The 12389-nt window shown below is 74.4% G+C and carries 10 protein-coding genes; 8 read left to right on the top strand and 2 right to left on the bottom strand.

Annotated features, from left to right (window positions below; all coding sequences use genetic code 11):
• Position 1: 1 nt before the first annotated feature.
• From OGL89_RS04595 to OGL89_RS04560, 6 genes are all read left to right on the top strand, one after another.
• Positions 2-1201 (top strand): amidohydrolase family protein, encoded by a 1200-nt coding sequence (locus OGL89_RS04595; protein WP_263118696.1) that lies wholly within the window; start codon positions 2-4, stop codon positions 1199-1201.
• A 77-nt stretch (positions 1202-1278) separates the two neighbouring features.
• The gene (locus OGL89_RS04590) at positions 1279-1983 is read left to right on the top strand and encodes a hypothetical protein (protein WP_263118695.1); all 705 of its coding nucleotides are present in this window, start codon (positions 1279-1281) and stop codon (positions 1981-1983) included.
• A gap of 42 nt (positions 1984-2025) precedes the next feature.
• Complete coding sequence (locus tag OGL89_RS04585) at positions 2026-3219, top strand: FAD-dependent oxidoreductase (protein ID WP_263118694.1); 1194 nt, start codon at positions 2026-2028, stop codon at positions 3217-3219.
• A gap of 87 nt (positions 3220-3306) precedes the next feature.
• Positions 3307-4854: a GAF domain-containing protein gene (locus OGL89_RS04580; RefSeq protein WP_276581985.1), complete on the top strand. Its 1548-nt coding sequence runs from the start codon at positions 3307-3309 to the stop codon at positions 4852-4854.
• An 80-nt stretch (positions 4855-4934) separates the two neighbouring features.
• The gene (locus OGL89_RS16845; RefSeq protein ID WP_346770676.1) at positions 4935-6482 is read left to right on the top strand and encodes a GAF domain-containing protein; all 1548 of its coding nucleotides are present in this window, start codon (positions 4935-4937) and stop codon (positions 6480-6482) included.
• Positions 6483-6563: 81 nt separating this feature from the next.
• Positions 6564-7724 carry a class I SAM-dependent methyltransferase gene (locus OGL89_RS04560; protein ID WP_263118693.1) on the top strand — a complete coding sequence of 387 codons (1161 nt, stop codon included), beginning with the start codon at positions 6564-6566 and terminating at the stop codon, positions 7722-7724.
• Here OGL89_RS04560 and OGL89_RS04555 read toward each other — a convergent pair.
• Positions 7721-9367: an endo-1,4-beta-xylanase gene (locus OGL89_RS04555; protein ID WP_263118692.1), complete on the bottom strand. Its 1647-nt coding sequence runs from the start codon at positions 9365-9367 to the stop codon at positions 7721-7723. The genes OGL89_RS04560 and OGL89_RS04555 overlap by 4 nt on opposite strands.
• Before the next feature lie 97 nt (positions 9368-9464).
• Here OGL89_RS04555 and OGL89_RS04550 point away from each other — a divergent pair, with 97 nt between their 5' ends.
• Both OGL89_RS04550 and OGL89_RS04545 read left to right on the top strand, forming a co-directional pair.
• Positions 9465-10256 carry a M15 family metallopeptidase gene (locus tag OGL89_RS04550; RefSeq protein WP_263118691.1) on the top strand — a complete coding sequence of 264 codons (792 nt, stop codon included), beginning with the start codon at positions 9465-9467 and terminating at the stop codon, positions 10254-10256.
• 21 nt (positions 10257-10277) lie between these two features.
• Positions 10278-11276 carry a universal stress protein gene (locus tag OGL89_RS04545; protein WP_263118690.1) on the top strand — a complete coding sequence of 333 codons (999 nt, stop codon included), beginning with the start codon at positions 10278-10280 and terminating at the stop codon, positions 11274-11276.
• A gap of 1 nt (position 11277) precedes the next feature.
• On the opposite strand, the gene OGL89_RS04540 is transcribed toward OGL89_RS04545, so the two are convergent.
• Positions 11278-12333 (bottom strand): LacI family DNA-binding transcriptional regulator, encoded by a 1056-nt coding sequence (locus tag OGL89_RS04540; RefSeq protein ID WP_263118689.1) that lies wholly within the window; start codon positions 12331-12333, stop codon positions 11278-11280.
• Positions 12334-12389 lie beyond the last annotated feature (56 nt).

The raw sequence follows: 12389 nt of genomic DNA, 5'->3' as shown, positions 1-12389 counted from the left end.
CATGACCATCGAGCAGCACCTGGACGGACTCCCGCTCTGGGACGGCGAGCGCCTGCACGGCCCGAGCCGCCTGACCTGGTCCGGCGACCGGATCATGGCGGTCGAGGAGTCGGCCGGGCGGCACACCGACCTGGCGGTGATCCCCGGGCTGATCGACACCCATGTGCACCTCGGCTACCCGGCCGGCGAGCCCGCGAAGGACGCCTCCACCTGGCCGCTGATCACCCCGGCGGAGGAGCGCTCGCTGCACCTGGCCGCGAACGCGCTGCGCTGTGCCCGTGGCGGCGTGACCACCCTGCGCGACCTGGCCGCCGACTCGATCCAGCTCGCGGTCGGCCGGGCGTTCGACGCCGGGATCCTCACCGGTCCGCGGCTGCTGTCGCACGGCCAGGTCGGGATGACCGCCGGGCACGGCGACCTGTTCGTCCCGCCGCACTACCCGCACCGCCCGCCGACCGCCGACAGCCCGGACGAGTGCCGCAAGCTGGTGCGCACCTGGGCCCGGGCCGGGGCGAGCGGGGTGAAGATCTACACCTCCGGCGGCGTGCTCTCGATGGGCGACAAGGTCGGCTGGCGGAATCAGACCCGCGAGGAGATCGCCACCACCGTCGACGAGGCGCATGCGCTCCACCTGCTGGTCGCCGCGCACACGCACTCCGCCGAGGGACTGGACATCGCGCTGGCCGAGGGCGTCGACTCGATCGAGCACGGCACCGCCATCGAGGAGCGGCACCTGGCCACCCTGGTCGAGCGGAACCTGCCGGTGGCGCCGACCCTGCTGATCAACGACATCATCGCCGAGGCCCGGCGGCCGGTCTCCGCCGAGGCCCAGGCCAAGGCGCAGGAGGTGGTCGCGATCCGGGACGCCGGATTCGCCGCCGCTGCCGAGGCCGGGGTCCGGTTCGTGCTCGGCACCGACGCCTCCGGGCAGTTCGTGCAGTTCGGCGATCAGATGGAGGAGGTGCGCGCGATGGCCTCGATGTTCGGGTGGTCCGCCGAGCGCACCCTCACGTCCGCGACGTCCGACGCCGCCGACGCGATCGGTCTGGGGGCGGTCACCGGCCGGCTGCGGGCCGGCCTGGGCAGCGACTTCGTGGTGCTGCGCGGTCGTCCGTGGGAGGACGTCGACGCCCTGCGGGTGGAGAACATCGTCGCCGTGGTGTCCCGCGGGGTGCTGATCGCCGGGGAACTGCCCGGCTGACCGACGGCACGGGTGGCAGCACCCGCCCGGGACGTCCGGCGGGCGGAGCCGGGTCCCGCGTCGGTGACAATGGACGGGTGACACCCCGCCGCTCCCTCCGCGGCGTCGCTCTTCCCGCGTCGCTCGCCGTCCTGCTCCTCGCCGCCTGTGCCGGTCCCGCCGCCGACGAACCCGTCGACACCGCACTGCCGACCCTGCCCGCCGCGGGCGCCCTCGACCTGCCCGCGCCGGATCTGGACCTCGGCACCGTCGGGACCGGGGCCCCGGTCACCGCCCGGGAGTCCGGATCGGCCTCGGTCGGCTTCGACGCCCCGGAGGACGTCGCGCTGATCGCGACCCTGGACTGCTCGGCCTGCACGGGGGACATCGCGCTCAGCAGCCCGGACCGCGGCTCCGCCTGGGGGACCGGCACGGCGCCGCTCACCGCGACCTACCTGGTCGACCTGACCGGTCCCGCCGTCCCGGACCGGGTCGACGTCGCCGCCGAGGGGGACTGGACCCTGACCCTGAGCAGCTCCGAGGACCTGACCGCCGTCACCGGGGACCAGACCGGGACCGGGCCGGTCGTGCTGCGGCTGACCGAGGGCGGCAGTCACGTGCGGGTCACCTACACCCCCGCCGCCACCGGCGACGAGCTGGTCCTGCGGGTGGTGTCCGAGGCGGACGGCACCGCGACCACCTCCGGCGCCGACACCGCGATCGACCAGGTGATGCCGATCACCACCCCGGCGCTGATCGCCCTGGACACCGACGGCTCCTGGTCCGTGCAGCCGCAGCCCTGATCCCGGGGTGCGGGGCGCCCCGCCCGGTGCGACGGTGAAGGCATGCGTGATCACTACCGGTATCTGATCGTCGGCGCGGGCATGGCGGGCGACGCCGCCGCCCACGGCATCCGTGAGCGGGACCCGGACGGCACGATCGGGGTGATCGGCCGCGAGCCCACCGCCCCGGTCACCCGGCCCGCGCTGAGCAAGAAGCTCTGGACCGACCCGGAGTTCACCGAGGACCAGATCTGGCTGCCGACCGCGGACACCGGGGCCGACCTGATCCTGGGCACCTCCGTCACCGCGATCGACCGGGACGCCGGCACCGTCACCACCGACACCGGTGCGGTGATCGGCTACGACCGGCTGCTGCTCGCCACCAGCGGGCACCCGACGCCGCTGGGGCTGCCCGAGTCGGGCCGGGTGCTGTACTACCGCACCTACCGCGACTACGAGCGGCTGCGGGAGCTGTCCGGTCAGGGGCGGCACGTGGTGGTGGTCGGCGGCGGATACATCGGCACCGAGCTGGCCGCCGCTCTGGTGCAGAACGACACCCGGGTCACGCTGGTGTTCCCGGACGAGGTCCTCACCGCGTCGACCTTCCCGGCCGCCCTGGCCGAGCGGGTCGAGCGCCGGTTCACCGAGGCCGGCGTGGAGCTGCTGCCCGGTGCCCGGGTCTCCGGCGGGGAGTCCACCGCCGACGGGGTGCGGGTCGAGCTCGAGGACGGCCGCGTGATCGAGGCCGACGCCGCGGTGATCGGGACCGGGATCACCGTGGAGACCGGCCTGGCCGAGGCCGCCGGGTTGACCCTGGGCGACTCGGGCATCCGGGTCGACGACCAATTGCGGAGCTCCGACGAGCGGATCTGGGTCGCGGGTGACGCCGCGGAGTACCCGGACCGGATCCTCGGACGGCGCCGGGTGGAGCACGTCGACCACGCCCAGGAGTCCGGGACCGTGGCGGGCCGGAACCTGGCCGGGGCGGGGGAGCCGTACACCCACACCCCGTACTACTACTCCGATCTGTTCGAGCTGGGCTACGAGGCGGTCGGCGCCCTGGACTCGTCGCTCGCGACGGTCGAGGACTGGACGACCCCGTTCGAGGAGGGCGTGGTCTACTACCTGGCCGAGGACGGCTCGGGGGTGGCCGGGGTGCTGCTCTGGAACGTCTGGGACGCCACGGACGCCGCCCGCCGGGTGATCGCCGAGCAGACCGACGTCTCCGCGGACGCCCTGCGTGGTCTGATCGGGTGAGAAACCGGGATCATCGCGACAAAAACCTCAGAGGGTCTGGACGCCGGACGATCGGATGGGCTACAGCCAATCCCCGGAGGAGACCTGATGGGCGTTCGTGCCCGGACCGCGCTGGCCGCGGTGACCGCCGATCTCGCCGAGTCGCGCGCCAATCTTGACGCCGTCTCGGCCGTCGCGCTCGCGCTGGCGGGTGTGACCTCCACCGCTGAGGCGGTCGGCACCGCCCTGGACGAGGTGCGGGAGCGGTTCGGCTGGGCCTACGGCTCGCACTGGCGGGTCGGACCCGACCGCGCGCTGCACTTCGCCCAGGAGTCCGGCAGTGCGGGTGCGGAGTTCCGCGAGGTGACGCGGACGGCGACGTTCGCGGAGGGCGTCGGGCTGTCCGGACGCGCATGGCGGGCGCGGGACCTGGTGTTCGTCCCGGATCTCGGCGAGCTGACCGACTGCGTGCGCGCCCCGGCCGCCCAGCGGGTCGGCGTCCGGTCCGGGATCTGCTTCCCCCTGATCGAGGGCGGTCGGGTGACCGGCACGATGGACTTCTTCACCACCCACACCCTCGACCCGTCTTCCGAGCGGCTGGACGCGCTGCGGAGCATCGGAGTGCTGGTCTCGCAGACGCTCGAGCGGATCACCGCGGCCGATCATCAGGCCGAGGCGGGCCGGGACGTGGAGGCCGTGAACCGCGTGATCCGGGAGGTGTCCGAGGCCCCGACCTCTCAGCAGGCGCTGGCTCGGGCGCAGCAGGCGATCCGGCAGGGCTTCGACTGGGCGTACTCGTCCTACTGGGCGGTGGACGACGGGCTCCGCGCACTGACCTTCGTGCAGGAGTCGGGGGACGCGGGCGACGAGTTCCGCGAGGTGACCCACACGGCGTCCTTCGCCGAGGGGGTCGGCCTCGCCGGGCGTGCCTGGCGTGCGCGGGACCTGGTGTTCGTCGCCGACCTCGGCGAGCTGACCGACTGCGTGCGCGCCCCGGCCGCCCAGCGCGCGGGCGTGCGGTCCGGGGTGTGCCTGCCGATCGTCGTCGACGGGCGGGTCACCGGCACGATGGACTTCTTCGCCACCGAGACCCTCGAGCTGTCGGCGGGCCGGCGGGACGCCCTGTGCAACACGGCCTTCCTGGTCGGCCAGGCGCTCGAACGCCACGAGGCGGCGGATCGCCTCCGCTCGGCCGGCCGGGACCTGCTCGGCTCGATCCGTGAGGTGGAGCGGCAGGTCACCGCGGCCGGCCAGGTCGCCGACGACGGCCGTCGACTCGCCCAGGGCGCCAACCGCGAGGTCGCGGCGCTCGGCGGATCCAGCGCGGAGATCGGACAGGTCGTCACCGTGATCCAGTCGATCGCGGCGCAGACCAACCTGCTCGCCTTGAACGCCACCATCGAGGCGGCGCGGGCCGGGGAGGCCGGCAAGGGCTTCGCCGTGGTCGCGCACGAGGTCAAAGAGCTGGCCACCGAGACCGCCGCGGCCACCACCCGCGTCGGGGAGAAGGTGGAGCTGATCCAGGAGCAGGTCAACGGCGTGATCGCCTCCCTCGGTGAGATCGGCGCCGCGGTGGACCGGATCAACGAGACCCAGCGGGCGATCGGCGACGTGCTGACCGAGCAGGTCGGCGTCACCGAGGCGATCGTCGGATGATCGCCCCGCCGGGTCGCTCAGTTCGGCGGCCCGGCGGCCGATCGGAGGGGTCACGTCCAGAAGTGTCGAGGGGGACCACCGTGCTGAACCGCTTGCGCTCCGGCGCCGATGAGCTGCCCCGGGCGCTGTCCGAGGCCCGGGAGAACGTGGAGGCCGTCACGGCCGTCGTCGCCGCGCTCGCCGGGGCGAGGACCTCGCAGGAGGCGGTCCGGATCGCGCTGGACGTGGTGCGCGAGCGCTTCGACTGGGCGTACGGCTCGTACTGGCGGATCGGCCCGGACCAACGACTGCACTTCGTGGTCGAGGCGGGTGAGGCGGGCGAGGAGTTCCGCCGGATCACCCGGGAGGCGTCGTTCGCGGAGGGGGTGGGCCTGTCCGGTCGCGCCTGGCACAGCCGCGGGCTGGTGTTCGTCGAGGACCTCGGCGAGCTCACCGACTGCGTGCGCGCCCCGGCGGCCCAGCGGGCCGGGATCCGGTCCGGCATCTGCTTCCCGTTGGCCGAGAACGGCCGGATCACCGGCACCCTGGACTTCTTCACCACCCAGACGCTGGCGCCGTCCCCGCAGCGGCTCGAGACCCTGCGCAGCATCGGCGTCCTGGTCTCCCAGGCCATCGAGCGGATCGCGACCGCCGAGCACCAGGCCGATGCGGCGCTCGACATCGAGGCCGTGCACCGGGTGATCCACGACGTCACCAGCGCGCCGTCGGCCGACCGGGCCCTGGACCACGCGCTGGTGGCGATCCGGGAGGGTTTCGACTGGACGTACGCCTCGTTCTGGCGGGTCGATCCCCAGCAGGGCGTGCTCCGCTTCGTCCAGGAGTCCGGCAGCGCCGGCGAGGAGTTCCGCGAGGTCACCCGCACCGCCACCTTCGCCGAGGGGGTCGGCCTCGCCGGGCGTGCCTGGCGTGCCCGCGACCTGGTGTTCGTTCAGGACCTCGGGGAGCTCACCGACTGCGTCCGCGCGCCCGCCGCCCAGCGGGCCGGGGTGAAGTCCGGGGTCTGCCTGCCGATCGTCGTCGACGGCCAGGTCATCGGCACCATGGACTTCTTCGCCACCGAGACGCTCGACCTGTCCGACGGTCGCCGGGAGGCCCTGCGCAACACGGCCTTCCTGGTCGGTCAGGCGCTGGAGCGCCACGACGCCGCCGGGAAGCTCCGCACCGCGGGTGAGGAGCTGGTGATGTCGATCCAGGAGGTCGAGCGCAACGTCCTCGCGGCGACCACGGTGGCCGGGGACGGCCAGCGGCTCGCGCAGGACGCCAACCGGGACGTCGCCGGGCTCGGTGAGTCCAGTGCGCAGATCGGCCAGGTCGTGACGGTGATCCAGGGCATCGCGGCGCAGACCAACCTGCTCGCGTTGAACGCCACCATCGAGGCCGCCCGCGCCGGTGAGGCCGGACGGGGCTTCGCCGTGGTCGCGCACGAGGTCAAGGAGCTGGCCACCGAGACCGCACAGGCCACCACCCAGGTCGGCGAGAAGGTGCGCACCATCCAGCTCCAGGTCGACGGCGTGATCGACTCGCTCGCCAAGATCGGCGGGGTGGTCGAGCGGATCAACGAGACCCAGCAGACCATCGGTGGGGTGCTGACCGAGCAGGTCGCGGTGACCAGGGCGATCCTGGGCTGAGCGGTGCCGGGCGCGGGCCGGCTCCGACCCCGGCCGCTGCGATAATGACGGGTCAGCTGCCGCCGTCCGAGAGTGAGACCGATGACCGAGGACCTGTTCGCCGCCCTGCGCTGCGAGCCGGAGATCGCGTCGCCGGACCTGGTGGCGGTGGACGCCGCCGACCGGCTGATCCTGGACGAGGCCGGACCGCTGCTGTCCGGTACGGCGCCGGGCTCGGTGGCGGTCGTCGGTGACCGCTACGGGGCGCTGACGCTGGGCGCGGTGCGACGGCACGGCCTGCGGGACGTGCGGGTGCACACCGACCGGTTGACCGGGGAGTCGGCGCTGCTCGCCAACGCGGCCCGACTGGACGGCGCCGGTCCGGCGGACCCGGAGGACACGGTGCCGGGTCGATTCCGGGTGCGGGGTCTCGACGCGGAGCTGATGACGGGGGCGAGGGCGGTCCTGCTGCGGCTGCCGCGGTCCCTGGACGCGCTGGACGAGATCGCCGCCCTGATCGCGCGGCACGCCTCGCCCGAGGTCGCGGTGGTCGCCGGCGGCCGGGAGAAGCACCTGACCCGGGCGATGAACGAGGTCCTGGGTCGGTCCTTCACCGAGGTCCGCGCGAGCCGGGGCCGGCAGAAGTCCCGGGTGCTGCACGCGAGCGGGGTGCGGGGCGTCCCGGCCCCGGGGCCGGAGTGGCCGCGGCGGGTGACGCACCCGGAGCTGGGGCTGACGGTGTGCGCGCACGGCGCGGCGTTCGCGGGGACCAAGGTCGACATCGGGACCCGGTTCCTGGTCGAGCACCTGGACGCCGCCCTGCCGGAGGCGCGGACCGCGGTGGACCTGGGCTGCGGCACCGGCATCCTGGCCGCCACGCTGGCGTCCCGCCGACCGGAGCTGTCCGTGCTGGCCACGGACGAGTCGTGGGCGGCGGTGGAGTCGGCGTGGGCGACGGTCGCGGCGAACGGGCTGGACGACCGGGTGCGCGTGCGGCGGGCCCTCGGCACCGCCGGGATCGAGGAGGCGTCCGTGGATCTGGTGGTGCTGAACCCGCCGTTCCACGTCGGGGCGGCGGTGGAGGACCGGGTGGCGCCGGAGCTGTTCGCGGCGGCGGCGCGGGTGCTGCGGCCCGGTGGCGAGCTGTGGAGCGTGTGGAACTCCGGGCTGGGCTACCGGCCGCGGTTGCAGGGCATCGTCGGGCCGACCCGGCAGATCGCCCGCAACAGCAAGTTCACCGTGACGGCGTCGGTGCGCCGCTAACCCGCGGTGAGCCCGGCGAGGAATCCCTGGTACGCCGGCTTCGCCTGGAGGTCGTCGTCGAACAGCAGCGGCGACTCCAGCGGACGTTCCCGCGGCCAGGACCGCAGCCAGGACCGGGTGTCGTACAGTCCCCACACGCTGAGGAACTCCGGGTCGTGGGCCACGAAGACCTCGACCAGCTGCCGGACCAGATCGCCCTGTTCGGTGAGCTGGTCCGTGGAGACCGAGTCCAGGTGCTGGTCGGACGCGGTCAGGGCTACGTCGAGCTCGGTGACGGCCTGGCGCAGGCCCAGGGCGGCCACGGCGTCCAGAGTGGCGGCGACGCGCTCGACCGACGAGCCCAGCCGGAGGTGCATCTGGTGGCCGACCGCGTCGATCGGGACCCCGGCGGACTGCAGCGAGGTCAGCAGGGAGACGAGTCCGCGTCGGCGGTCGGGGGCGTCGGTGTCGTAGTCGTTGAGGTACAGGGTGATGTCCGGGCCGAAGACCTCGCGGGCGGTAGTGAAGGCCTGAGCGATGTAGTCGGGACCGAGGACGTCGTACCACGGCGAGTGCCGCAGGCCGTCGGACGAGGTGGGGTCGAGGGGCTCGTTCACCACGTCCCAGGAGCTGACCGGCTGGTCGGTGCCGTACCGCTCGGCGAGGTGGTCGGCGATGGCCTGCATGTGGGTGCGCATCCGGTCGCGGAGCAGCTGCTGGTCGGCGGGGGAGTCGGTGAGCGGGCGCCCGTCGGGCGCGGTGAAGAACCACTCGGGGGTCGACTTGTGCCAGACCAGGGTGTGGCCGTGCACGGTGAGCCCGTGCGCGACCGCGAAGTCGAGGATCGCGTCCATCGGGGCGAAGTCGAACTCGCCCTCGGCGGGCTGGACGACGGCGGGCTTCATCGCGTTCTCGGCGGTGAGCTGGTCGAAGTGCCGCAGCAGGAGTTCCGCGGGGCGACCGGTGAGGTCCTGCTCGGCCACGGCGGTGCCGATCGGGATGTCGGTGGCGTCGGCGAGCGAGGCGATGTCGGTCTGGACCGGCGGGGTGGGGCGCGCGACCTGCACGTCGTCGAGCCGGAGGTCGGCGAGGGTGCCGGTGCTCTCCAGGTAGAGCCGCCACTCGCCGTCGGCGGTGTCGGCGGGCAGGTCGACGGTGCCGGTGAGCGCGGTCCACCCGTCGGCGGTGACCCGGGCGGTGGCGAGGTGCCAGAACTGCTCGTCGTCGCCGGTGCGTTGCAGGGTGAGCCGGACCTCGCCGGAGCGGTCGGCCCCGGTGTCCTCGCCGCCGCCCTGACCGAGCCGGGCCCAGGCGCTGACGGTGTGCTCGACGCCGGGGGAGATCATGCCGGTGACGTCCACCTGGGCGCCGTGCCACGGTTCGGTGCGTCCGGTGACCAGGAGCGATCCGGAGCCGGCGTGCGGGACGTCCTCGGAGCGTGCGACCTCGACGCCGTCGCCGAGCGGCTCCCACCCGGCGACGCCCTCCTCGGGATCGTCGAATCCGGTGGACAGCACGGTGGTGAGGTCGGCGGGGGCGGTCGCGGACGGGCTGGGGCCGGGCGCGGGCTCGGGGCGCGTGGGATCGCGCAGGACGAGCACCAGCAGGACGGCGACGACGGCGGCGAGGGCGACAGCTCCGAGGATCAGGGCCGTACGGCGCACACACGGGTCCTCTCGATCGGCGGTCGGGACCGGACGGGAGCCACCCACGATAGGCCGGTGCCGGGCGGGCGTCCTGCGCGGGGCCTAGCGTGGCGGCATGCGCGGTCGGGGGCGAGGACGCGGGATCGGGGTGGCCGGGGTGGTCGCCGCCGGCTGGGTGCTGGCGGCGTGCGGTCCGGCCGTCCCGGCGCCTTCCCCGGCCCCGTCACCGGATGTCACCGGCACGTCGGGCGAGGCCCACGTGACCGCGCCCCTGGTGACCGCGGCTCCGGTGACCACGAGTGTCGACCTGGTCTGGCCGGATCTGCACGCGGTGGAGGGGGAGCCGGTGATCACGGGGTTCCGGTCGAGTGTGGCACCGGTCGACGCGGCGCGGCTGACCAGCTCCTGGCGGCCGGGCTGCCCGGTGCCGGTGTCCGACCTGCGGTCCGTGACCGTGACGCACTGGACGTTCGAGGGCACGGAGGCGACCGGGGAGCTGGTCCTGCACGCCGAGGTCGCCGACAGCGCGGTCGCGGTGTTCGCGGCGCTGTACGACCAGGGCTTCCCGATCCGTTCGATGCGGCTGGTGGACGAGTTCGGCGGCAGCGACGACGCGTCGATGGCGGCGGACAACACCTCCGCGTTCAACTGCCGTCCGGTGGCGGGCGGCACGGGGTGGTCGGAGCACGCCTATGGGCGGGCGGTCGACCTGAACCCGCGGGAGAACCCGTACCTGCGCGGCACGGTGGTGCTGCCGCCGGAGGGAGCACCCTACGCGGACCGCCCCCAGGAACCGGGGGTCGTGCAGGATGCGCAGGTGGCGGCGTTCGCGGCGCAGGGCTGGCGGTGGGGCGGCGCCTGGAGCTCCCCGGTGGATCTGCAGCACTTCTCGACGACCGGGCGTTGACCCGGGACCCAAGGCCCTGGCGTGTCGCCGCGATCCCGGCGCAGTCTGGACTACGGCGACGTCGAGGAGGACGTGATGCGCAGCGCGATCGTGGTCGGGTACGACGGGTCGCCGCAGGCGGTGGCGGCGGTGCGGTGGGCGGCGGAACGGGCCCGGGTCCAGGGCCGGCCGCTGGACGTGGTGCATGCCTGGGGGCTCGCGGGCCGGCCGAACGGCGGTGCGGGGGAGACCTGGCTCGGGGACACGGTGCTGGAGCAGGTCCGGCAGGTGCCCGCGGAGGGTGCCCGGCTCGCGGCGGAGGCGGCCCCCGGGGTCGAGGTGCGGCCGGTGCTGGAGCACGGGTCGCCGGTGGCGGTGCTGGCCGCGCGCGGGATCCACGCACCGCTGGTCGTGCTGGGGCGGCACGGCGCCGGACGCAGCGGCGGGCCGCTGATCGGGTCGGTGACGTCGGGGGTGCTGCAGAACGCGCCGACGGCGGTCGCGGTGGTGCCGGAGACGACGGGGTCGACCCGCGCACCCGTGGTGGTGGGGTTCGACGGGTCGCCGGCGTCGTTCGTGGCGGTGGAGGAGGGCCGGTCCGCGGCGGAGACGCTCGGGGTGGAACTGCAGGTGCTGGTGGCCTGGACTCCGACCGTGCAGGCGCCGACGCCGCGCCCGCACGGGCTGCGAGCCCCGTCCACGGCGGACGGTGCACGGCTCGCGGCGGCACAGGTGGCGGACCGGGCGCGCCGGTGGTGCCAGACCCGGCCGGAGCTGCGGACGGTGGTCCGGCTGGTCGAGGGCCGAGCCAAGGACGTGCTGGTCCGGCGGTCGGCGGACGCGGCGCTGGTGGTGGTGGGCACCCGGGGCCGCGGCGGGTTCGTGAGTCTGGTGCTGGGGTCCGTGAGCCGGGCGGTGGTGCACCGCGGGCACTGCCCGGTGCTGGTCACCCGGGACCCGGAGGCGGTGCACCGTGCGGTCGGCGCGATGGCGGTGGTGCCGAGCCAGCGCGACGGCGAGCGGGAGAGCGTGCGGCGCTAGGTCAGGACCCCGACGCGCGCGGTGCGGCGGTGCTGCCCCGTCCGATCAACCGGGTCGGCACCACGATCCGCTGGTCGGCCAGCACCTCCCGGTCCCGGATCTGGCGCAGCAGCAGGTCCATCAGTTGCCGCCCGATCAGGTGGAAGTCCTGCTGGACGGTGGTCAGCGGGGGCCAGAGGAACTCGGCGAGCGGGATGTCGTCGAACCCGACCACGGAGACGTCCTGCGGCACCCGGAGGCCCGCCTCGGACAGGGCACGGATCAGTCCGGCGGCCATCTCGTCGTTGGCGGTGAACACGGCGGTGATGCCCTCGCGCAGGGCGGACTCCGCGATCCGCCGGCCCTGGTCGTAGCCGGAGCGGGCCGACCAGTCGCCGCGCAGGGGGGCGGGCACCGGGCGTCCGGCGCCGGTCAGGTGCTCGCGCCAGGTCTCGACGCGGATCTCGGCGGGGGCGGAGCTGACCGGGCCGGCCAGGTGGTGCACGGTGCGGTGCCCGAGGTCGAGCAGGTGCTGGACGGCCAGGTGGGTGCCGGTGACCTGGTCGGCGCCCACCGCCGGGTGGTGTCCGGCGAACCGGCTGTCCGAGACCACCACCGGCAGCCGCGGGGGCAGGGCCAGGTTGGTGGGGGTCGCGGTCTCGGCGCGGATGATCACCAGCCCGTCGATGGACTGGTGCGAGAGCCGGGCGGCGGCCTCGGTCACCTCGTCGGAGGACGGGGACTGCACGTCGACCAGGCTGACGGTGTACCCCTCGGCGCGCGCGGCCTCGACCACGGCCTCGACGGTGCGGGACTCGCCGGTGCGGGCGAGTCGGTGCGCGATCATCCCGATGGTGCCGAAGCTGCCGGAACGCAGGGCCCGGGCGGCGTGGTTGGGCGAGTACCCGAGCTGGTCCATCGCGGCGAGCACCCGGTCGCGGGTGGCGGGGCGGACGTTGTCCGCCCCGGTGGAGACCCGGGAGACGGTCTGCGCCGAGACCCCTGCCACCCGGGCGACGTCGGCGATGGAGGGCTTCGGGCGCGGGGAGGCGCTCGGCTCGGGCACGGCGGTGGACATGGGGCGATGGTAGCCGTGGTGACGTCACCATCCGAGCGTCCCCGACCGAATGGTGA

It is taken from the genome of Cellulomonas sp. RIT-PI-Y, assembly GCF_025642745.1.
Lineage (GTDB): Bacteria > Actinomycetota > Actinomycetes > Actinomycetales > Cellulomonadaceae > Cellulomonas.
Note: the sequence above shows the minus strand (reverse complement) of the source record. Positions and strands in the feature narration are given on the sequence as shown.

Excerpts from the sequence above, each read along its gene's own strand:
- OGL89_RS04595 (WP_263118696.1), top strand. The coding sequence starts at position 2 with ATGACCATCGAGCAGCACCTGGACGGACTCCCGCTCTGGGACGGCGAG.
- OGL89_RS04585 (WP_263118694.1), top strand. The coding sequence starts at position 2,026 with ATGCGTGATCACTACCGGTATCTGATCGTCGGCGCGGGCATGGCGGGC.
- OGL89_RS04580 (WP_276581985.1), top strand. The coding sequence starts at position 3,307 with ATGGGCGTTCGTGCCCGGACCGCGCTGGCCGCGGTGACCGCCGATCTC.
- OGL89_RS04560 (WP_263118693.1), top strand. The coding sequence starts at position 6,564 with ATGACCGAGGACCTGTTCGCCGCCCTGCGCTGCGAGCCGGAGATCGCG.
- OGL89_RS04550 (WP_263118691.1), top strand. The coding sequence starts at position 9,465 with ATGCGCGGTCGGGGGCGAGGACGCGGGATCGGGGTGGCCGGGGTGGTC.
- OGL89_RS04540 (WP_263118689.1), bottom strand. The coding sequence starts at position 12,333 with ATGTCCACCGCCGTGCCCGAGCCGAGCGCCTCCCCGCGCCCGAAGCCC.